The organism is Xanthomonas sp. DAR33341 (genome assembly GCF_003992815.1).
Lineage (GTDB): Bacteria > Pseudomonadota > Gammaproteobacteria > Xanthomonadales > Xanthomonadaceae > Xanthomonas > Xanthomonas cissicola.
Genome location: NZ_QEYV01000019.1, coordinates 333,558 through 355,609, shown reverse-complemented (window position 1 = coordinate 355,609; position 22,052 = coordinate 333,558). Strand labels below are relative to the sequence as shown.

The following is a 22,052-nucleotide window of genomic DNA, read 5'->3' as shown; positions in this document are numbered from 1 at the left end:
CGTCCGACACTTACCCATCCACGGAAATCGATGCTTACTGTGCCTGCGCTGTTGGCCCCGATGCGATTGCAAGGCGCTCGCCTGCATGCAAGGGCGTGGCTGTTGCTGGCGGCGGTGCTGATCTGCGGCACCAGTTGGGCGCAAACCTACAGCTTCCGCGATTACGCCCAGGCCGATGGCCTGCAGGGCATGACCGTCAATAGCTTGCTTGAAGACCGCCAGGGCGTGGTCTGGGTCGGCACCGAGCTGGCGCTGCACCGTTTCGAACGCGAACGCTTTACCCCGGTCGGCAAGGAGAGCGGGCTGGATGCGCGCTATATCCGCGCGCTCGGGCTGGATGCGGCCGGACGCCTGTGGGTGTCCAGCGCCAATGGCCTGTTCGTGCGCGAGGGTAACGACTTCGTGCAGGTGCTGCGCGATGGCAAGCCGATCCGCGCCGACAGCGGCAATGTCGTTGCCGCCTACGCCGATGGCGTGGTGGTGGTCAGCGAAAACAGCTTGCTGCGGCTGTCGCCCAGTGCCGCAGGCGGCTGGTCGGTCCACCCCCTGCCCTTGCAGTTGGACGATGGACGCCTCTTGCCGGCCGGCAGGGCCTTGCTGGCCGATGGAACCGCGTTATGGGCCAGCTGCGGCCAGCACGTCTGCCGGATCGATGCCGGCGGCAAGATCACCTTGCTGGCCGAGAACGACGGCGTGCCCGAACGGCAATGGCGCGCGATCTTTCGCGATCGCCTGGGCACCCTGTGGTTGCGCGGTGGCGGGCTGGTGCTCTCACGTGCTGCCGGCGAGCACGTGTTCCGCAATCGTCCGGCGCCAGCGGGCACCCGATTCGACACCCTCTCCGGTGCCACGACGCTGTCGGAAGATGCCCAGGGCCGCCTGCTGACGCGCTCGGACCGCGGCCTGGTGCGCTGGGAAGGCGATCATTGGCGCTACTTCGGCCAAAGCCAGGGGCTGCAGATCAGCCCCATGGTCGGCCCGCTGATGATGCAGAGCACCGGCCAGCTGTGGATCGGCACGCGCGGCCTGGGCGTGCAGCGCTGGCTGGGCTACGGCGCCATCGAACACTGGGACGAAAACCAGGGCCTGGCCGAAGCGCCGACCTGGGTGAGCCAGCGGCTGCCCAGCGGTGAGCTGTTGGTCGGTGGCGATGCGGGATCCAATGTGCTCGATCCGCGTAGCGGGCGCATGCAGCCGTGGACGCTGGAGAACGGCCAACCCCTGCTGCAGTCCATTTCCATTGCGCTGTCGCCGGACGATGGTGCGGCCTGGGTGGCGCGCTCGTCCGGGGCCGTGGCGCGGCGCGACCCGCGCAGCGGCAAGACCACCGATGTGCTGCAGCTCGACCTGCCGATCAACAGGCTGATGTTCGATACGGCCGGCACCTTGTGGATCACCACCCCGCGCGGGCTGTACCGCGTACAGCGCGGCACCCCGCCGAGAGCCGAGCGCGAAACGGCGCTGCCGGCGGCCTTCGTAGGCGATATCGACCTGGATCCGCAGGGGCGGCTGTGGGCCAGCACGCGCGAAGGCCTGTTCCTGCAGGCAAAAGACGGCCACTGGCAGCGCGTGCAGGTGCGCGGCGACCTGCCTAGCCAGGATTTCTTCCTGCTCGATTTCAGCGCCGATGGCGAGGTCTGGCTGTCGCTGCGCGATACCGGGCTGTGGCATGGCCGGCTGCAGGCCGACGGCATATTGACGCTTGCCGCCGTGGACGACCCGCTGGTGGCACGGGTGATGCCCTTCATCCTGCGTCACGACAGCAGGGGCCGGCTGTGGCTGGGCAGCAGCCAGGGCCTGGATGTGTACCAAAACGGACGTTGGGCGCGGGCCACGCGCACGGAAGGGCTGTTGTGGGACGACATGTCGGCCAATGCATTTTTCGAAGATACCGATGGCAGCGTCTGGCTCGGCAGCAGCCGTGGCCTGACCCACTTGCTGGATCCGATGCGCGTGTTCGCCGCGGCGCCGCTGCGGGTGGACATCCTGCATGTGCGCCGCGGCAGCCAACCGCTGCTGCCGCAAGCCCGGGTGGCGTGGTCGCGGGTGCCGCTGGATGTGGAACTCAGCACCCCGGGGGCGGAGGGCGGCCCGGACCGCGTCAGTTTCCGTTACCGGGTCGAAGGCCATCAGGCCAGCTGGACCAGCACCTCGCTCAGCCACCTGACCTACCCGCTGCTGCCGCCAGGCAGTTACACGCTGGAAGTGCAGGCAATGGATGCCTACCAGCGCAGCAGTAGCCCGATCACCCGCTTCGGGTTCGAGCTGGTGCCACCGTGGTGGCGGGGCGTTCCGGCCATTGTCGGATACGTGCTGCTGAGCATCGCGGCGGTGATCGCGCTGCTGCGTTGGCGCACCGCCAAACTGCTGCGGCGCAAGCGCGAACTGGAGCAGCTGGTGGCCAAGCGCACCGCCGAGCTGGAACAGGACAAGCGCGATCTGGAAGCGGCGCGCGCCGAACTCTCGCTCAAGGCCACCCACGACGAACTCACCGGCCTGCTCAACCGCGCCGGCATCCTGGCCGCGTTGCGCGAGATGCTGCTGCATGCCGAACACCAAGGGCGTCCGCTGGCGGTGGTGTTGATCGATCTGGACCACTTCAAACTGGTCAACGACCAGCATGGCCATCTGGCCGGCGACGCCGTCCTGGCTGGGGTCGGCCGCCGTATGGACACGCTGATGCGCGGCGACGACCGCATCGGCCGTTACGGCGGCGAAGAATTGCTGGCGCTGCTGCCAGGCCTGAACCTGGATGCCACGCATCGGCTGGACGCCCTGCACCGCGGCATCTGCGGCGACTACCCCATCGATGGCGGCTGGCTGCATGTCACCTGTTCGGTCGGCGTGGCCTGGTTTCAGCGTGGCGAAACGCTTGAGCAACTGCTGGCGCGCGCCGACGCGGCGCTGTACAGGGCCAAGCGCAGTGGCCGCAATCGTGTCGATTACGACCATATCCCGCTGGACACGCTCGGTCAGGTGTGACGGCAGCGCAGGTGACTTAAGCCGCGCGCCGCACCCGTTCGACGCGGACGCTGAAGGTACCTGAGCGCTGACAACCGAGTGCAGCCTTCGATCAACACCAGCTGCTCCTGCCAATGACCACGCGTGGAAAGCCCTGCAGGGATTGCAGGTGAATCGCGCTTGCGCAAACGTGTGACCAGCGTCCTACAACACGCGAGCAAACAACCGCGTTCGCCAGATCCTCACGCCGTCATGCTCGCTGAAGCATTAAAGAAATATGCGTCGGCCGCCGCTAGTTGTTCCAATGCAGCCTGCGACGGGGGCTGCCGAGGCAAGCCTGAGACACCGCGCGAGGGGCGCGGACCGCATTGCCGATGCGTGGGAGACTGCAACGTCCGTGGGGTTTGAGCACCGCCAATGGAGGTCGTCGCACCGGCGTGCACCGTTTGCCATGGTGCTGCTGTTGGCGTTGCTGTCGTTGGCCGATCTGGCCGGTGCGCAAAGCGCCAGCATCCGCCGCTATGCCCACGACCAGGGCCTGCTCGGTCTTGCCGGCACCTGCCTGCTGCAGACCCGCGCCACCTTGCTGTGGGTGTGCACCGAGAGCGGGCTGTATCGCTACAACGGGCGCATCTTCCAACAGGTCCCGCTGGATGGCCTGCGCAACGAGCCCACCACCTCGATCGCCGAAACCGCCGATGGGCGGTTATGGGTGGCAGGCTTCCAGGCCTTGTTCGTCGGCGACGAGCACGGCTTCCGCAAACTGCGGCCGGATGAAGCCGAGCACCTGGGGGAGCAGATGCAGCTCGCCAGCCTGCCCTGGGGCACGGTGCTGGCCAATGGCGGCACGCTGGAAATCCTCCAGGGCCGCGCCAACGATCGCTGGCACAGCGAACCGTTGCTGGACACGGCAACCCGGGTACGCGTTCCCGAGTTGTCCAAGTCGCTGAGCCTGTCGGTGGACGGCGACACGCTGTGGGTGGGCTGCGCACGCAAGCTGTGCGCCATCGATGCGCAGCGCAAGGTGCAGGTGTTCGGGCCCGAACACGGAGTGCCGGACGACCGGTGGTACAGCGTGTTGCGCGACCACGATGGCGGGCTGTGGGTGCGCGGTGCGGGCACCGTGCTCTATCGCGCGCGCGGGACGACCGCCTTCAGTGTTCGCTCGCTGTCGCTGCTGGATGGCAGCACGGTCGGGCGGCCGGCATCGCTGGTGATGGACCGCGAAGGACGCGTGCTGGTGCGTCGTAACGACGGACTGGCGCGTTGGGAAAACGGCCACTGGCGCACGTTCGGCGCAGACAATGGACTACCGCCCGGCAGCAGCGATGCGATCTTGGTGGACCGCGATGGCGATATCTGGATGACCGTGGACGGCGAAGGGCTGGTGCGCTGGGCCGGCTACGAATGGATCGAAAACTGGGACGCCTCGCAAGGCATGCCGGCCGCGCCGACCTGGTCGATCGCCCGCGACGCGCAAGGCGCGCTGCTGGTCGGCAACGAGCACGGCATCGGCCGCCAGGCCGAACCGGATGAGCGCTTCGTCCCAGCCCTGCACAGCGCGGGCATTCAGGTGGTGGGCATGCAGCGCAGCCAGGACGGCAGCCTGTGGACGCTGAATTCGGCAGGTCTCCTGCGCCGCACCTGGCCGGACGGGCACAGCGCGCAGATCGCCAAGCTGCCGCGCACTGCGCGTCGCCTGCTGATCGACCGCCAGGGCCGGCTGTGGATGCTCAGCGCCGGCGGCTTGTTCGTGATCGAACGCCCGCTCGACGGCGGCAGCCTGCAGGAGGTGGCCGACGTGCCTGCCATCGCCTACACCGACATCCAGCAAACCGCCGACGGCACGCTGTGGATTTCCAGCTCCAACGGCTTGTTCCGGCTGCGCGATGGGCAGTGGTCCAAGGTCAAGGTGAACGGCGGCACGCCGGAGCCATGGATCGCCAAGTTCCACATCAGCGACAGCGGTGAGGTGTGGCTGGCGTTCTATCGCCCCGGCCTGTGGCACGGCATGTTGCTGCACGACGGCCTGGACCTGCAGGAAATCAGCGACGAGGCGCTGCGCGATGTCGGCGTGTACCTGCTGCGCGGCGACAGCGTCGGCCGGGTCTGGGTCGGCCATGCACGCGGCGTCGAGGTCTACGACGGCGAGCGCTGGGCGCATCTGTCGCAGTCGCAGGGGCTGATCTGGGATGACGTTTCCGAGGCTGCGTTTGCCGAAGATCCGGATGGTTCGGTGTGGATCGGCACCGCACGCGGCGTGAGCCACGTGAGCGACCCGGCGCGCCTGTTCGACGAACGCCAGCCCAGCGTGCGCATCGACAGCGTCAGCCGCGGCGGCATGCCGGTGCAGCGCGGGCAGCTGCTGGGCTGGAGCGACAAGCCCTTGCACATCGAGCTGTCGACGATGGAGGTCTACGACGACCCCACCCGCCTGACGGTGCGTTATCGCCTGCTCGGCCTGCACGACCAGTGGATCCAGAGCGACAACCTGTCCATCGACCAGCCACCGCTGCCCTCCGGGCATTTCCGTCTGCAGGTACAGGTGCTGGACCGCTACCGTCGCACCGCTTCGCCGATCGTCGACCTGCCCTTCGCGGTCGCGCCACTGTGGTGGCGCAGCCCGCCGGCGATCGCGCTGTATGTGTTGATCGGCGGCGGCCTGCTGATCGGCCTGTGGCGCTGGCGGCACCGCCATCTGGTGGCGCGCGAACGCATGCTGGCCGAATTGGTATCCGAGCGCACTTACCAACTGGAGCGCGAAAAACGCGAACTGGAAAACGCGCGTGCGGCGCTGGCCTTGAAGGCCAGCCACGACGCGCTGACCGGCCTGCTCAATCGCTCCGGCATCCTGGAAGCGATGGCCGAAGAACTGCAGGGCTGCGCGCACGGCGAGCATCCGCTGGCGGTGGTGTTGATCGATCTGGACCACTTCAAACAGGTCAACGACGAACATGGGCACCTGGTCGGCGATGCGGTGCTGGCCAAGGTGGGCGCGCGGCTGACGGCCTGCCTGCGCGATTCGGACAAGGTGGGCCGCTACGGCGGCGAAGAATTGCTGCTGTTGCTGCCAGGCATGAGCCAACAGAGCCAGCACCGGCTGCGCGCCATCCACGAAGCGCTCAGCCTTGCTCCCTACGAGGTGGGTGCCGCACGCCCGCTGCAGGTGACCTGTTCGGTGGGCGTGTCCTGGTTCCGCGTCGGCGACACCGCCGCCTCGCTGCTGGCGCGTGCGGACGAGGCGCTGTATCGGGCCAAGCGCTCGGGCCGTAACCGCATCGAACCGGAGGAACCGGAAAGTTCGGTGGCATGAGTCGCGCCGGCGGCCAGGCCATGCCGGCGCGCGCAGGGAGGAGCGCACGCGTCCCATTGGCAAGCCACGGCGCGTCGGCAGTCGATGTGGGCGAACATGCCGTGATTGCGTACGCCGGCTGCGTACGCGGGCGGCCGCAGGACCTTGAAGCGTGCCGTCTTTGGCGGCAACGCGGGGTTGATGGCATTGGCCGCTTCCCCGCGCTCAAGAAGTCGCGCAAGGGGTCGCTAGGTCTTGGGCAACGCGTCTTTCGACGTAGGAACTGGATAGGTGGTCGGAACCTACAACCCTGGCATGGTGATGCTGTCGCTGGTGGTGGCCGTGCTGGCTTCCTACACCGCGCTGTATCTGGCCGCACGCACCACCGCCCGTGGCGGCGGCATCGCGGCCGCGTGGCTGATGGGCGGCGCCATTGCCATGGGCATCGGCATCTGGTCGATGCACTTCGTCGGCATGCTGGCGTTCCGCCTGCCGATTCCGGTGGGCTACGACCTGGCGCTGACGTGTTATTCGATGCTGGCGGCGATCCTGACCTCGGCGCTGGCGCTCTGGCTGACCTCGCGCGCGAACCTGCCGTTGCTCCGGTTGGGCCTGGGTGCGCTGTTGATGGGGCTTGGCATCGCGCTGATGCATTACATGGGCATGGATGCGCTGCGCATGGTGCCGGCCATTCGCTACGACCCGCTGCTGTTCGGGCTGTCGATCGCCATCGCCGTCGGCGCCTCCGGCGCCGCGTTGTGGATCGCGTTCCGGCTGCGCCACGCTGGGCAACGCTCCAGCCTGCGCCTGATCGCCGCCTCGATCATGGGCGTGGCGATCGTGGGCATGCATTACACCGGCATGGCCGCCGCGCAGTTCGCGCCCGGTAGCGTGTGCGGCGCGGTTGCCGAGACGCATCTACCGTTGTCGTGGCTGACGGCGGTGGTGGTGCTGGTGACCTTGGTCCTGCTGATGCTGGCGCTGGTCATTTCGTTGCTGTCGCGCCGCTTTCAGCAGCGCACCGATGTACTGGCGCAATCGCTGGCCAAGGCCAATGCCGAACTGGCACTGGCGACGCTGCACGACCCACTCACCCGGCTGCCGAACCGCATCCTGCTGCACGAGCATCTCGTGCAGAACATCGAACGCGCCCAGCGCCAGGGGCAGCGCTTCGCGGTCATGCTGATCAACCTGGACGGCTTCAAGGTGATCAACGACGGTTATGGTCATGCGTTGGGCGACCGCCTGCTGGTGGTGGTGGCCGAGCGTTTGAACGCACACCGGCGCGCGCATGGCAGCCTGGCGCGGCTGGGCGCAGACGAATTCGTGCTGGTGGCCGACATCGCAGACCCGGAAGATGCCGCTGCGCTGGCCGCGCATCTGGTGCAGGCGCTGGCGGTACCGTTCCTGGTTGCCAACCACGAGCTGCGTCTGAGCAGCAGCATTGGCATTGCGCTGTACCCGGAAGACGCCGGTAGCGAGCACCAGCTGCTGACGCATGCGGATGCGGCAATGACCCATGCCAAACATGCCGGCCGCAACCGCTACAGCTTTTTCGAACGCTCGATGACGGCCACCACCCGCGACCGCCTGCAGCTACTGCAGGAACTGCCGCGCGCGCTGGAACTGGGACAGTTCGTGCTGCATTACCAGCCCAAGTACTGCGCCGAGGACGGCCGCCCGATCGGCGCCGAAGCGCTGATCCGCTGGCAGCACCCGGAACGCGGCCTGGTGCCGCCGGACAGCTTCATTCCGCTGGCCGAACGCAGCGGCATGATCGGCCTGCTCGGCAGCTGGGTGCTGCGGCAGGCTTGCCGCCAGATGCGCGACTGGCGGCAGGCCGGGCACGGCGACTGGCGGGTGGCGGTCAACCTGTCGGCCCTCCAGCTGGCCTCGCCCAGCCTGCTGGACGAAGTGGCCACCACGCTGAGCGAATATGCGCTGACCCCTGGCCAGCTCACCCTGGAAATCACCGAAACCATGGCCATGCGCGACGCCGAGGCCTGCCTGCGCACCCTGGGCCAGCTCAATGCGCTGGGCGTGCGCATCGCCATCGACGACTTCGGCACCGGCTATTCCAACCTGCTCTACCTGCGCAAGCTGCCGGCGCACGAGCTCAAGATCGACCGCAGTTTCGTCCAGGCCATGGACGGCAGCGCCGAAGACATCGCCATCGTGGCGGCCGTGGTCGCGCTGGCGCACACCATGCGCCTGCAAGTGGTGGCCGAAGGCGTGGAAACCCTCGCCCAGCGCAACACCCTGGAACGGCTGGGCTGCGACCAGCTGCAAGGCTATCTGCTGGGCCGCCCGATGGACGCCGAACGCTTCATCGCCACCGTGGTCGCCCAGCGCGACGGCCCGCGCCGCCTGGCCAGCTGAGCCGCTCACTGCCGCCCCGACTTCGCGCCACCGGTTCACCGCGGCCCCCGCTGTGCCGATTCCCCCATGCCCAATCCCGATTCCCAGCTCCACAAACTGGAACGCGGCTTGCATCGATTGGGCTGATCCCCCACCGGCACCTCCATGTCCGAGTCCGAAGACGGCGGCGAGCGTACAGAGCTTCCCACCGAAAAACGCCTGCGCGAGGCCCGTGAGCAGGGCAACATCCCGCAGTCGCGCGAGTTGTCGACCGCGGCGGTGTTCGGTGCCGGCGTGTTCGCGCTGATGGTGCTGGCCCGTGGCATCGGCGATGGCGCTGCGGTGTGGATGAAGACCGCGCTCAGCCCGGACCCGAAGATGCGCGAGAACCCGACGGCGCTGTTCGGCCATTTCGGCGATCTGCTGCTGCAGTTGCTGTGGGTGATGCTGCCGCTGATCGGCATCTGCCTGGCTGCCGGGCTGGCTGGCCCGCTGATGATGAGCGGCCTGCGCTTCTCCGGCAAAGCGATCTTGCCCGACCTCACCAAGCTCAACCCCGCCAACGGGATCAAGCGCATGTGGGGCAGCAATAGCCTGGCCGAGCTGATCAAGTCGGTGCTGCGCCTGCTGTTTGTCGGGCTGGCCGCCAGCTTCTGCATTTCCAGGGGCCTGCACGGCCTGCGCTCGCTGGTGAACCAGCCGCTGGAACAGGCCATCGGCAACGGGCTGGACTTCACCAAGAGCCTGCTGTTCTACACCGCCGGCGCGCTGGTGCTGCTGGCCGCCATCGACGCGCCCTACCAGAAGTGGAACTGGCTGCGGAAGCTGAAGATGACGCGCGAAGAGATCAAGCGCGAGATGAAGGAAAGCGAGGGCAGCCCGGAAGTGAAGGGCCGCATCCGCCAGATGCAGATGCAGATGTCGCAGCGCCAGATGATGGAAGCGGTGCCCAAGGCCGACGTGGTGCTGATGAACCCGACCCACTACGCGGTGGCGCTCAAGTACGAAGGCGGCAAGATGCGCGCCCCGATCGTGGTGGCCAAGGGGGTGGACGAAATGGCCTTCCGCATCCGCGAAGCCGGCGAACAGCACCGGGTGGCGATCGTCACCGCGCCGCCTTTGGCACGGGCCTTGTATAGGGAAGCGCAAATCGGCAAGGAAATTCCCGTGAGACTCTATTCGGTCGTGGCCCAGGTGCTCTCCTACGTCTACCAGCTGCGTGGCTGGAACGGCGGCCCGATGCCGGAACTGCCGTCGCTTGAGGTGGATGAGTTCGGCAAGGGAGCCAGCGCATGAGCGCCCGCCCCGCGCCGATGAATGCCCGCCGCGTCATGGAGTTGCTGCGCAACGGCCTGGGCGCCCCGCTGGCGTTGATGGCCATGCTGGCCATGCTGATGGTGCCGCTGGCCGCGCCGGTGCTGGATGCGCTGTTCACCTTCAACATCGCCATCTCGCTGATGGTGCTGCTGGCGGTGGTGTACGTGCAGCGCCCGCTGGAATTCACCATTTTCCCGATCGTGCTGTTGATGACCACGATGCTGCGGCTGGCGCTGAACGTCGCCTCCAGCCGCGTGATCCTGATCAACGGCCAGGACGGCCACGCCGCCGCCGGCAAGGTCATCGAGGCCTTCGGCCAGTTCGTGATCGGCGGCAATTACGCCGTGGGTATCGTGGTCTTCGCGATCCTGACCATCATCAACTTCGTGGTCATCACCAAGGGTGCCGGACGCGTGTCGGAAGTGACCGCGCGCTTCATCCTGGACGCCATGCCCGGCAAGCAGATGGCCATCGACGCCGACCTCAACGCCGGTTTGCTGACGCGCGAGGAGGCCAAGGCCCGCCGCGAGGAAGTGCGCGAGGAAGCCGACTTCTACGGTGCGATGGACGGCGCCAACAAGTTCATCCGCGGCGACGCCATCGCCGCCATCCTGATCCTGTTCATCAACCTCATCGGCGGCATGGCGGTGGGCATGCTCCAGCACGGCATGAGCTTCATGGACGCCGCCTCCACCTATACCCTGCTGTCGATCGGCGACGGCCTGGTGGCGCAGCTGCCGGCCTTGTTGGTCTCCTCGTCGGTCGCCTTGCTGGTGACCCGCGCCTCGCGTGCGCAGGACATGCGCGGGGCCATGGTCAGCCAGGTGTTCGGCCAGCACCGCGCCTTGGCGGTGGCTGCGGCCATCCTCGGGCTGGTCGGCCTGGTGCCGGGCATGCCGAACGTCGCGTTTTTGACGCTGGGCCTGGTCCTGGGCGTGATCGCCTGGAAGCTGTACAAGCGCAGCTTGGCAAAACCGGCGTCCGGCGATCCGGCGGCCGATCCGCAGGCGGCCGCCGCTGCGACCGCCGCCCAGGCCAGCGCCGAACTGAGCTGGGACGAACTGCGCCCGATCGACCCGCTGGGCCTGGAAGTGGGCTATCGGCTGATCCCGCTGGTGGACAAGAACCAGGGCGGCGAGCTGATGGCGCGCATCAAGGGCGTGCGCCGCAAGCTCACCCAGGACATCGGTTTCCTGGTGCCGCCGGTGCACATCCGCGACAACCTGGAACTGTCGGCCAATGCCTACCGGCTACTGGTGCATGGCGTGCCGGTGGCCACCGCAGAAATCTATTCCGACCGCGAACTGGCGCTGGACCCGGGCGGTGCGCTCGGCCAGCTCGACGGCATCCCCGGCAAGGACCCGGCATTCGGCCTGGACGCCACCTGGATCCAGCCGCACCAGCGCGCCTATGCCGAATCGATGGGCTACACCGTGGTCGACCCGGCGACCGTGGTCGCCACCCACCTGTCGCACCTGATCCGCGAACATGCCCCCGAACTGCTCGGCCACGAGGAGGTTCAGCAGTTGCTGGCGACCCTGGCCAAGACCGCACCGAAGATGGTCGAAGACCTCACCCCGAAGGCGCTGCCGCTGTCGGTAGTGGTGCGCGTGCTGCAGAACCTGCTGATCGAGAAGATCCCGGTGCGGCAGTTGCGCAAGATCGTCGAAGCGCTGGTCGAACACGCCCCGCATAGCCAGGACCCGGCCACCCTCACCGCCGCCGTGCGTACCTCGCTGGGCCGCTTCATCGTGCAGGAAATCGCCGGCATGTCGGCCGAGCTGCCGGTGTTCACCCTGGCCCCGCAGCTGGAGCGCGTCCTGCAGGAATCCACCCACGGCAACGGCGTGGCGCTGGAGCCCGGGCTGGCCGAACGCCTGCACCAAAGCCTGGCCGATTGCGTGGGCAAGCAGGAAGCCCGCAACGAACCGGCGGTGGTGCTGGTCCCCGGGCAGGTGCGCGCCGCACTTGCCCGCCTGGTCCGCCACAGCGTGCCCAGCCTGTCGGTGCTGGCCTATAGCGAAGTCCCGGAAGACAAGCGCCTGAAGCTGGTGGGCACGATCAGCTGAGACCGCCCCGGCAACCACGCACCCGTCGCGCGCCGGGTTTGCCGGGGCCGCCCGTCGCGCCCGGGTGCGCTCCTACGACATTGGAGGCAATGCCGCCCACGCGACACCCCCGTAGGAGCGCGCCTGGGCGCGACCGGCGTTACCGGAACGGCCTATCGCGCCCAGGTGCGCTCCTACCAAGCGATTCCCGCGCCCGGCCGCATGCCGGTCAGCGATGGATACCTGCCGGCAACCGACGACCCTAGCCGGCGTCGGAAAGCCGCCACCGGCCCGGACCTCCAATCGATTGCGTGGCGCCGGCCGCTTCGGGGCGTTCCAGGTGCGCCCGGCTCGGCCTCCGGCCTGCGAGCGCATCAGCCCGCCCGAAGGCGTCTGCGCCTGGCCCTTCCGGAAAAACGTCAATCAATCCATCGACTTGAAACCTTCGGACCGGATCACACGCACAGCGCCCACCCTGCCCCAATGCTCCAGCTCCACGCGCCGGAACCCCGGCACCGCGTTTTGGCACACCGCATGCATTAGCTCTGCCGAGACCACAGCCAGCACCACCGCTGCGGAACTGGACGAACGAACGGGACAGGCAACTCATGACGCTGGCAACACACCCACATTCATCGCACATCCGTCCGGCGTCCGGCGGGTCCCGTTCCTGGAGGCACTTCGCATGAAAATCAAACGCTTTGTCGCCCCGGACATGCGCACCGCATTCCGCATGGTGCGTGAAGAACACGGCCCGGACGCGGTGATCCTGTCCAACCGTCGCACCGCCGAAGGCATCGAGATCGTCGCTGCCAGCAATTACGACGAAGAGCTCGTGCAGCGCGCCCTGGAAACCGCGCGCTCGGACACCCCGGCCTCCGCACAGCACCAGCAGGCTCCCGCGCAGCAGGCGCCGGCCGCGCAAGTCCCGGCCAAGCCCGCTGCACCGGTGCACGCGCTGCTCAAGCCGTCTGCCGACGCCGAGGCCAGCCAGCGCCAGCGCGTGGCCAGCGCCGCCGACGACATGATCGCCGCCATGGCGCTGCGCCAGCCGGTCAGCGTGCCGCGCCAGGCGCCGGTCGCCGCTCCGGTGCGCACCGCCAGCATTCCTTCGCCCGCTGCCCAGGCACTCGCCCACGCGGTTGCCGTCACCGCTGCGCCGCGCCAGGAACACGCGCTGTCGGCCGTGCCGGAACAGTTGTTCGCCGACTTTTTGACGACTGCCCCGGTGCAGCGCCCGGCCGTCCCGGCCACGGCGGTGCAGGCACCCGCGCCGGTCGCGGCGGCAATGGCCACCGCCCCGGCCTTCGCTGCCGCAGGCCAGGACGACGACGCCTTCGCCGATGAAGCCGACTTCGATCTGGACGATGCCCTGCCGCAGATCCTGCCGCCGGCCGCGCTGCCGCCGATCGTGGTCGCCCCGCCCGCCCCGCCGGCCCTGGCCGCCGTGCCGGTTGCCGCCACGCCCGCACCGCAGAACGACGAAGAACTCAAGCAGCTGCGCGGCGAACTGGCGCTGATGCGGCAGATGATCGAGCGCGAGATGAACCGCCTCACCGACGAGCGCCTGCGTGGCTCGCCGGTGCGCGCCCAGGCGCTGGAACTGATGGACGACTACGGTTTCGACGCCGGCCTGACCCGCGATATCGCCCTGCAGATCCCGGCCGATACCGAATTGCACCGTGGCCGCGGCCTGATGCTGGGCCTGCTGTCCAAGCGTCTGCCGGTGGCCCCGGTCGACCCGTTGGAACGTGGCGGCGTGATCGCCCTGGTCGGGCCGACCGGCGCCGGCAAGACCACCACAATCGCCAAGCTTGCCCAGCGCTTCGCCGCCCAGCACGCCCCGCGCGACGTGGCCCTGGTCACCACCGACACCCAGCGCGTGGGCGGCCGCGAACAGCTGCACAGCTACGGCCGCCAGCTCGGCATCGCGGTGCACGAGGCCGACAGCGCCGAAAGTCTGCTGGACCTGCTCGAGCGCCTGCGCGACTACAAGCTGGTGCTGATCGACACCGCCGGCATGGGCCAGCGCGACCGCGCCCTGGCCGCCCAGCTGAACTGGTTGCGCGCCGCCCAGCAGGTCACCTCGCTGCTGGTACTGCCCGCCAACGCCCATTTTTCCGACCTCGACGAGGTCGTACGCCGATTCGCCCACGCCAGACCCCAAGGCGTGGTGCTGACCAAACTCGACGAGACCGGCCGCTTCGGCAGCGCCTTGTCGGTGGTGGTCGATCACCAAATGCCCATCACCTGGGTGACTGACGGACAGCGGGTCCCTGACGACCTGCACCGCGCCAATGCCGCCAGTCTCGTTCTTCGCCTTGAAGATTTGCGGCGCGCTGCCGATAAGCCCTGTACTCCGGAGCACAACCATGCAGTCGCGTGAATACGCCAAGCTGACCAACGCCTTCCCCCTGTCGGCGACCCGTCCCGAGCCTTTGGGCCCGGTGCGCACCATTGCCGTGACCGGTGGCAAGGGCGGCGTGGGGAAAACCAACATCTCCGCCAACCTGGCCGTGGCGCTTGCCGACATGGGCAAACGCACGCTGCTGCTGGACGCCGACCTCGGCCTGGCCAACCTGGACGTGGTCCTGGGGCTGGCGCCCAAGTACACCCTGGCCGACCTGATCGCCGGCCGTTGCACGCTCGATGAAGTCATCATCGAAGGCCCCGGCGGCGTGCTGGTGGTGCCGGCCGCCTCCGGTCGCCGCCACATGGCCGAACTGGCGCCGGCCCAGCACATCGGCCTGGTCAACGTGTTCTCCGAACTGGAACGCGACCTGGACGTGATGGTCATCGACACCGCCGCCGGCATCACCGACAGCGTGCTGACCTTCTGCCAGGCCGCCCAGGACACCGTGGTGGTGGTCTGCGACGAGCCGGCCTCGATCACCGATGCCTACGCGCTGATCAAGGTGCTCTCGCGCGAACGCGGCGTGGACCGCCTGCAGATCATCGCCAACATGGTGCGCGACCCCAACGAAGGTCGCCTGCTGTACGACAAGCTCTCGCGCGTGTGCGAAAAGTTCCTGGGCGATGTTTCGCTGAACTATCTCGGCCATGTGCCGCAGGACGACTGGCTGCGCCTGTCGGTGCAGCGCCAGCAACCGGTCATCAAGGCCTACCCCGCCAGTCCGTCGGCGCAGGCCATCGCAGAAATCGCACGCCGTACCTCGCGCTGGCAGGCCCCGACCGTGCCGCGCGGCAACGTCGAGTTCTTTGTCGAACGCATCATCCAACGGGGAGTGGCCGCATGAGCACCGCTACCGCAACCACGGCCAGCGCCCAGTACCGCGCCGTGCAGCGCAACAACGCCAACGACGTGGTGACCCAGCACGCCGACCTGGTCCGCCGCATCGCCCACCATCTGGCAGCGCGTCTGCCGGCCAGCGTGGAAGTGGACGACCTGATCCAGGCCGGCATGATCGGCCTGATCGAAGCCTCGCGCAGCTACGACTCCGAACAGGGCGCGTCGTTCGAAACCTACGCCTCGATCCGCATCCGCGGCTCGATGATCGACGAGATTCGCAGGGGCGACTGGGTGCCGCGTTCGGTGCACCGCCGCGCCCGCGATGCCGCCGCCGCCGTGCGCAAGATCGAACAGAACACTGGCCGCGCCGCCGCCGCCACCGAAGTGGCCGCCGCCATGGAAATGCCGCTGCCCGATTACCTGCGCCTGATGGAAGATGCCGCACGTGGCCAGGTGCTGAGCCTGGAATCGCGCATCGAAGACCACGGCGAGCTGGACACCACCGCCAAGGGCGGCCCCAATCCGCAGCAGATGATGGAGCGTGGCGAATTCGGCCGCGAGCTGGGCAAGGCCATCGGCCAACTGCCCGAGCGCGAGCAACTGGTGCTGTCGCTGTACTACGAACAGGAATTGAACCTGAAGGAAATCGGCGCCGTGCTGGGCGTCAGCGAATCGCGCGTGTGCCAGATCCACGGCCAGGCGGTGGTGCGTTTGCGTGGCCGCCTCAAAGTCTTCGAACTGGCCGATGCCGGTGTCGAAATTGACGACTAATTTTTTGTGTTAGGAGCTTGATGTGAACAAGAACATGCGGATCCTGATCGTGGACGACTTCTCGACGATGCGACGTATCGTCAAGAATCTGTTGGGCGATCTCGGCTTCACCAATACCGCAGAGGCCGAAGACGGCAACAGCGCCCTGGCGGCGTTGCGTGCCGGCCCGTTCGATTTCGTGGTCACCGACTGGAACATGCCCGGCATGACCGGCATCGACCTGCTGCGCAACATCCGCGCCGACGCCAAGCTCAAGCACCTGCCGGTGATGATGGTGACCGCCGAAGCCAAGCGCGAGCAGATCATCGAAGCGGCCCAGTGCGGCGTGAACGGCTACATCATCAAGCCGTTTACCGCCCAGACGCTGGAAGAAAAGCTGGGCAAGGTGTTCGAACGTCTGGCGGCGACCGCCTGATGAACGCGACCATGGAAACCGATGCCGAACGTGCCGCGTTGATCGAGCGCCTGCAGAACGCACTCGATGCACTGGAAAGCGGTGACCAGGTCGCCTGGCGTCGCGAGGTGGATCATCTCGCCGCCCTGCGCACGCGCCCGATGATGCAGAGCCTGAGCCGGCTCGCCCGCGAACTCGGCCAGGCGCTGGGCGAGCTGCCCACCATCCCTGAAGAAGCCGGCGAACTGGACGATGCCTGCTCGCGCCTGGACCACGTGGTGGAAATGACCGAAAAGGCCAGCCATCGCACGCTGGATCTGGTCGAAGAATGCCGCGAGCTGGCCAACCAGCTGCGCAACGGCGGGCTCAATCAGGACCAGGGCGCGCTGCTGGAAAAGATGCGCCACAACCTGACCGAGCTGTCGCTGGCGCAGAGCTACCAGGACCTGAGCGGCCAGATCATCCGGCGCGTGGCCGGTATCGTGCGGCGCGTGCACGAAGGCTTCGGTGCGCTCGGCCTGCCGCCGAAGAACATCGAACCGAAGAAAGACGACGGCGGTCTTGCCGGTCCTGCAGTCAAGGGCCTGGACCGTCACGCGGTGTCGCAGGACGACGCCGACGACCTGCTGTCCGGATTGGGGCTGTAACCATGAGTGCTGTTCCAGACGATATTGCTGCCGATTTCATCGTCGAGGCCCAGGAAATCCTGGATCGCCTCGGCGAACAGCTGGTGTCGCTGGAACAGGCGCCAGAAGAAGCCGACCAGCTCAACGCGGTGTTCCGCGGCTTCCACACGCTCAAGGGCGGCGCCGGCTTTCTGGCAATCAAGCCGATGGTGGAGCTGTGCCACGCCGCGGAAGAAACCCTAGGCATGGCGCGCTCGGGCCAGGCGGTGCTGCAGGCGCATCACTTCGATGCCGCACAACAATCGCTGGATTATCTGCAGGCCATGCTGGATGCCATGGGCTCGGGCGAAGCCGTGCCGCATGCGCCGGCCACGTTGATCGCGCAGTTCGACGCCAAGAGCGCCCCGCCGGCGATCAAGGCCGCACCGCAGGCGGCCGCTGCCAAGCCGGCTGCTGCCGCACATGGCGACGATGCGCATGCGCCCGCCCCCAAGGCCGCCGGCAAGGCCGCGGCCAAGACCGGCGCCGAAGCCGAACAGACCGTGCGCGTGGACACCAAGCGCCTGGACGCCATCGTCAACCTGATCGGCGAACTGGTGCTCTCGCGCAACCGCTTGAAGACCTTGCGCACCCGCCTGCGCGACGAAGAACTCGACCGCGCAGTCAGCACGCTGGACATCGCCACCGCACGCCTGCAGACCGCGGTCATGCGCACCCGCATGCAACCGGTCAGCAAGGTGTTCGCCCGCTTCCCGAAGGTGGCCCGCGACGTCGCGCGCACCTTGTCCAAGGAAGTGGAACTGGAACTGATCGGCGCCGAAACGGAGCTGGACCGCAATCTGGTCGAAGCCCTGGCCGACCCGTTGGTGCACCTGGTGCGCAATGCCATCGACCACGGCATCGAATCGCCTGCGCTGCGCGAAGCCACCGGCAAACCGCGTAGCGGCCATGTGCGCCTGTCGGCGCAACAGGAAGGCGACTACGTCAGCATCGAAATCCAGGACGACGGCGCCGGCATCGACCCCGAGCGCCTGCGCGAAATCGCCCGCAACAAGGGCCTGATCGACGCCGAAGCCGCCGCCCGCCTGAGCACCGACGAGTGCTTGCATCTGATCTTCATGCCGGGCTTCTCGACCAAGGCGGAAGTCACCGACATCTCCGGCCGCGGCGTCGGCATGGACGTGGTGCAGTCGCGTATCCGCGAACTCAGCGGGCAGATCCAGATCCAGTCCGAACTGGGCCGTGGCAGCCGCTTCATGATCCGCGTGCCGCTGACGCTGGCGATCCTGCCGACCCTGCTGGTGCAGGCCGGCGAAGCGGTCTACGCATTGCCGCTGGCGCGCGTGGTCGAAGTGCTGCACGCCCCGCAGACCTCGCTGGGCTGGTTCGACGGCCGCGCCGTGCTCGACCGCCGCTCGCACACCCTGCCGCTGATCGACCTGCGCCGCTGGCTGGGCGTACCGGCCGAACAACCGCCGCTGCTGACCGTGGTGTTGCTGCAGGCCGGCGAAACCCGCTTCGGCCTGGTGGTGGACCAGGTCCGCGGCCGCGAGGAAGTGGTGATCAAGCCCCTGCCCCGCGCCCTGCGCGGCCTGCCCGGCTACGCCGGCGCCACCCTGATCGGCGACGGCCGCATGGCGCTGATCCTGGACGTGGATGGATTGCGCTCCAGCGATCATTGATTTTGGGATTCGGGATTCGGGATTCGGGAATCGGGAATCGGGAATCGGGAAGACGATCCTGGATGCCTGATCTAACGACAACGGCCGCGTACTGCGGCCGTTGTCGTTTCACTACCGGCATCGCTGCCGATCTATGTCGCCAAGCGCGCAGGCATGGGCGCGATGGTTTGGTGACGGTCAAGCTGCCGTGCAAGTGAACCTGGAACCGTTATCTCCGTAGATCTCGCTGCGCGCGGGTGCAGGTGCGTGGCGGAAGACATTCCGTGCAACCTCAACCCTTACCCCAGCAGCTCTCCCGCAGGCGGGAGAGGGGCTCGTACAGACGAATCGCTTCTTTTCTCGGCATGCGTTCGTCCCTTCCCGCGTGCACTGATCCCTTCTCCCGCGTGCGCCGGTCCCTTCTACCGCTAGCGCTGCTCCCTTCTCCCGCTTGCGGGGGAAGGTGCCCGAAGGGCGGATGGGGGGAGACATCGCCGGCAGCAATCCCGCCGACAGTCGATCTACGCAGGCGCTCTCTCGACGGAAGCGCACCAGTCTCTTGGCATCAGCCCAATGGTCACGATGCGCCGCCGGCTCCACGGCCATGCGGGCGGCGGGTCAGGCCGCGGGCACCGCAGCACGGCCCGAGCGCGCCTGCCCATAATCGAAATCGGTCACCCGCCGATCCAGCGCCGGCCACAGCAGCCAGGCCGGTGGGTCGCTTCGGATCTCTGCTTCCAGCAATGCGTTGACCTGCGCCACCAGCGCGGCGACGCCATGCGTGCCAGCGGCGAATTGCGCCGCCACGTAGGGCCGATGATCGGCGAAGGACACCAGCCAGACCGCATAACCGAAGCGTTCGGCCAAGGCGAATACTCCCCGCGGCGTGCGCGCCCGATGGCCTAGGAATGGCCCTTCCACGTACGCGGTGTCGTCGTAACAGAAATCGATCATGCAGCTGACCACGCGCTGCTGACGGAAGGCGCGTAGCAGCCGCATGCTGCTTCCGGCATCGCGGAACGCAAGCAGGTTGCCCTCGCCCATGAGCACGCCCATCCACTCCGCCCGCTGGGCGATCAAGGTCAGAACACCTGTCGCCCGCACGCCAGCCATGAGCACGGGAGCTGCGGGATGGTGCAAGGTCAGTATCAGCGTCGCCGGGGGCACCGCGAACGCCGGCGCCGCCGGTCGCGCGTACGCAGCCGACAAGTAGTACTCCGCCTGTCGCTGCAGGTAGTGCGCCGCGAAGGTGGGCCGCACGCGCCAGCCCAACCGCTGCGCGGCCTGTGCATAGCTCCAGTACGCCTTGCGGGTCTCGTGCTCCAACGGGCCAGCCAGCCAGTTGGCCAGCGCGTGACAACTTGTCGGTTCGGCACGTGCACGCAGGTGGGCCACCAGCGCATCGTCGTCCAGCGGCATGTCGGGCCGCCAGCCCGGTACGGCCAGTGTCATGCCGCCTCGGCGAGCGCATCGCCCTGCGCATGCCGCGCGTAGTACGCGAACAAAGGCCGTTCGGCAGCCGTGAACTCGCGCAGCAGTTCGGGATACAGATACCGCGACAATGCGCATTCCACCGGATCCACGCTACGGTCGTGACCAGTGCGCACCAGTGCCTTGGCCACGCAGGTGCCGCCGCACAGTCCGAACAGTGCACAGCGGCTGCAGCCTTGGCCATGCAGCCGCAGCCAGCTGTGACGCGCGACGATGGCAGCGCGCGCCGGCGCGTCGCCCCCGTCCTGGCCTGCCTTCAGTTCGAAATACGGGTGATAGACGCAGTCGCAGGTCCGTTTGCCGCCCTGCGCGTCCAGCACCAGGAAATCGCCGGCCGCGCCGCAGGGCCCCCGATAGCAAAGATCGCGGGACTGCAGCGTAAACAGGTTGTTCATGCGTGCGACCAGGTTGCGCAACGCCAGGCTATGGAGCTGACCGTTCCGGATCATCTCCAGCAGCCCTGCATACAGATCCACGGCCTGTTCGGGCGAGAGCCGCTCGTCGGCGAGATCGGCGCCGCGGCCGGCCAGGTCGAGGAAGGTGATCGACATGCCCTGCACACCGAAGTCCTGCAGCCAGCGCGCAAACGCCGGCAGCCCGGGTGCCGAGGTACGCGAGGCAACGGCCAGGAAACCGCAGCGCTGACGCACGAACTGTGGACGCTCGCGCATCAGCGCCAGGATGCACTGCAGCGGCGTCCGCGGCCCCCGCGTGCGGCGCAATGCATTGCTCGCTTCATCCAGACCATCGAGCGACAGGCCGACCGAAAAGTCGTGCTGCTCCAGAAAGTCGAGAATCTCCGGCGTGAAGCGCGTCCCGTTGGTCTGCAACGAGAAACCGACGCGGGCGCGGTGCGGTTCCAGCCATTGCACCACCTGGCGGATGAGACCGAACCGCAGCAATGGCTCGCCGCCATGGAAGGCAATCGACAGCGGCTCACCGCGCTCCAACAGCGGCGCCAGCGTAGTCTGGATGGTGCCGAGAGATTGCTGAGCGCGGAACCGTTCGGCGTCGTAGTCGTAACAATAATCACAGTCGATGTTGCAGGTACCGGTGAGCTTGAGCAGCACCGCGGTCGGGGACTGGGCCTGACGGTACTGCGCGGTGTCGATGCAGCGTCCATCGCGCGTCAGCAATGCCGACTCCCACAACTGCGTCAGCGGCTGCAGCTGGATGGAATCGTCCAATTCCAGCGGCAGCTCCGCTCGCAGCTGCCGGTAGGCGTCGCGGGTCAACACGCACCAGCCGGAACTGCCGTCCGCCAGCACTGCCAGATCGTCACCGTCCAGCGGAAGCACACGGTGGCTGGCCCACGCATAACCGGCCACGGCTCAACCCCTCGCCCCGGTCTGGAGCCGTGCCAGGCCCTCGCGCACTGCCCCCAGTTGCCGTTCCAGCTGAATGACTTGCTCGGAGAGCTTTTCCAGATCCACTACCGGATCGATCAGACGGTCGCGCGGGTTGTCGGCAATCTTGCAGGTCGCCTTTTCCCAGATACGACTTTCGTAGCCTGCGCCCGCGTTGCTGACGATGCGCGGCACCGTCCGGACCACCACATCCGAAAGCCGTCCGACCTTGCCGTCCAGATGCGAAAGCGCCTTCTCCAACTGCTCGGCCACGCTCTCGGCCGCGGTGTCTTCGGTCACCTCCACTGCCAGCGTCAAACTGATTTCCTTGGTGCCTGTCCTGGTTGTCTTCATGACTCACCTGATGTGATTAAGGGAATTGCGCGCCTTGCTGGCCGTCCTGTCCCATTCCTCCCGGCCCGGTGTGGCTCGAAGCATGCATGACGGGCGGCAACCCGGGCAGCCCGCATGCGCCCGCGGCACGGGCAGCCACGCTGCCTCACTGCGGGGCGGCGCATGCGCCGCCGTTGCCAGCAG

General features: G+C 67.5%; 14 protein-coding genes. 11 read left to right on the top strand and 3 right to left on the bottom strand.

Annotated elements, in window-relative coordinates; genetic code table 11:
- Window positions 1-30 precede the first annotated feature (30 nt).
- The 11 genes from EO156_RS07545 to EO156_RS07490 all read left to right on the top strand — a co-directional run bounded on the left by EO156_RS07545 (window position 31) and on the right by EO156_RS07490 (window position 18,699).
- A complete protein-coding gene (locus EO156_RS07545; protein ID WP_029828962.1) occupies window positions 31-2,982 on the top strand; it encodes a diguanylate cyclase in 2,952 nt (983 codons plus the stop codon).
- Between the two features lie 376 nt (window positions 2,983-3,358).
- Window positions 3,359-6,274 carry a ligand-binding sensor domain-containing diguanylate cyclase gene (locus EO156_RS07535; RefSeq protein ID WP_078585671.1) on the top strand — a complete coding sequence of 972 codons (2,916 nt, stop codon included), beginning with the start codon at window positions 3,359-3,361 and terminating at the stop codon, window positions 6,272-6,274.
- Window positions 6,275-6,544: 270 nt separating this feature from the next.
- Window positions 6,545-8,632: an EAL domain-containing protein gene (locus EO156_RS07530; RefSeq protein ID WP_029828961.1), complete on the top strand. Its 2,088-nt coding sequence runs from the start codon at window positions 6,545-6,547 to the stop codon at window positions 8,630-8,632.
- 144 nt (window positions 8,633-8,776) lie between these two features.
- Window positions 8,777-9,907 (top strand): flagellar biosynthesis protein FlhB, encoded by a 1,131-nt coding sequence (flhB, locus tag EO156_RS07525; protein WP_016851577.1) that lies wholly within the window; start codon window positions 8,777-8,779, stop codon window positions 9,905-9,907.
- A gap of 17 nt (window positions 9,908-9,924) precedes the next feature.
- Window positions 9,925-11,997 (top strand): flagellar biosynthesis protein FlhA, encoded by a 2,073-nt coding sequence (gene flhA / locus EO156_RS07520; RefSeq protein WP_029828960.1) that lies wholly within the window; start codon window positions 9,925-9,927, stop codon window positions 11,995-11,997.
- Window positions 11,998-12,661: 664 nt separating this feature from the next.
- Window positions 12,662-14,362: a flagellar biosynthesis protein FlhF gene (gene flhF / locus EO156_RS07515; RefSeq protein WP_029828958.1), complete on the top strand. Its 1,701-nt coding sequence runs from the start codon at window positions 12,662-12,664 to the stop codon at window positions 14,360-14,362.
- Window positions 14,349-15,233: a MinD/ParA family protein gene (locus EO156_RS07510; RefSeq protein WP_005918202.1), complete on the top strand. Its 885-nt coding sequence runs from the start codon at window positions 14,349-14,351 to the stop codon at window positions 15,231-15,233. The genes flhF and EO156_RS07510 overlap by 14 nt, the downstream gene beginning before the upstream one ends.
- The gene (locus EO156_RS07505; RefSeq protein ID WP_005918198.1) at window positions 15,230-15,997 is read left to right on the top strand and encodes an RNA polymerase sigma factor FliA; all 768 of its coding nucleotides are present in this window, start codon (window positions 15,230-15,232) and stop codon (window positions 15,995-15,997) included. Before EO156_RS07510 ends, EO156_RS07505 begins: the two co-directional genes overlap by 4 nt.
- Before the next feature lie 22 nt (window positions 15,998-16,019).
- Window positions 16,020-16,412: a chemotaxis response regulator CheY gene (cheY, locus tag EO156_RS07500; protein WP_002813536.1), complete on the top strand. Its 393-nt coding sequence runs from the start codon at window positions 16,020-16,022 to the stop codon at window positions 16,410-16,412.
- Window positions 16,412-17,038: a protein phosphatase CheZ gene (locus EO156_RS07495; protein WP_005918195.1), complete on the top strand. Its 627-nt coding sequence runs from the start codon at window positions 16,412-16,414 to the stop codon at window positions 17,036-17,038. Before cheY ends, EO156_RS07495 begins: the two co-directional genes overlap by 1 nt.
- 2 nt (window positions 17,039-17,040) lie before the next feature.
- Entirely contained in the window at window positions 17,041-18,699 is a 1,659-nt protein-coding gene (locus tag EO156_RS07490; protein WP_029828956.1) for a chemotaxis protein CheA, read from the top strand.
- A gap of 597 nt (window positions 18,700-19,296) precedes the next feature.
- On the opposite strand, the gene EO156_RS07480 is transcribed toward EO156_RS07490, so the two are convergent.
- From EO156_RS07480 to EO156_RS07470, 3 genes are read right to left on the bottom strand one after another with little or no spacing between them, the layout of a single operon-like run.
- Window positions 19,297-20,130, bottom strand: a complete 834-nt coding sequence (locus EO156_RS07480) for a hypothetical protein (RefSeq protein WP_016851025.1) — start codon at window positions 20,128-20,130, stop codon at window positions 19,297-19,299.
- On the bottom strand, window positions 20,127-21,497 hold the full coding sequence (locus tag EO156_RS07475) for a radical SAM protein (RefSeq protein WP_015463139.1): 1,371 nt from the start codon (window positions 21,495-21,497) through the stop codon (window positions 20,127-20,129). Before EO156_RS07475 ends, EO156_RS07480 begins: the two co-directional genes overlap by 4 nt.
- Before the next feature lie 3 nt (window positions 21,498-21,500).
- Window positions 21,501-21,869 (bottom strand): hypothetical protein, encoded by a 369-nt coding sequence (locus tag EO156_RS07470; protein WP_005923946.1) that lies wholly within the window; start codon window positions 21,867-21,869, stop codon window positions 21,501-21,503.
- Window positions 21,870-22,052: the final 183 nt, after the last annotated feature.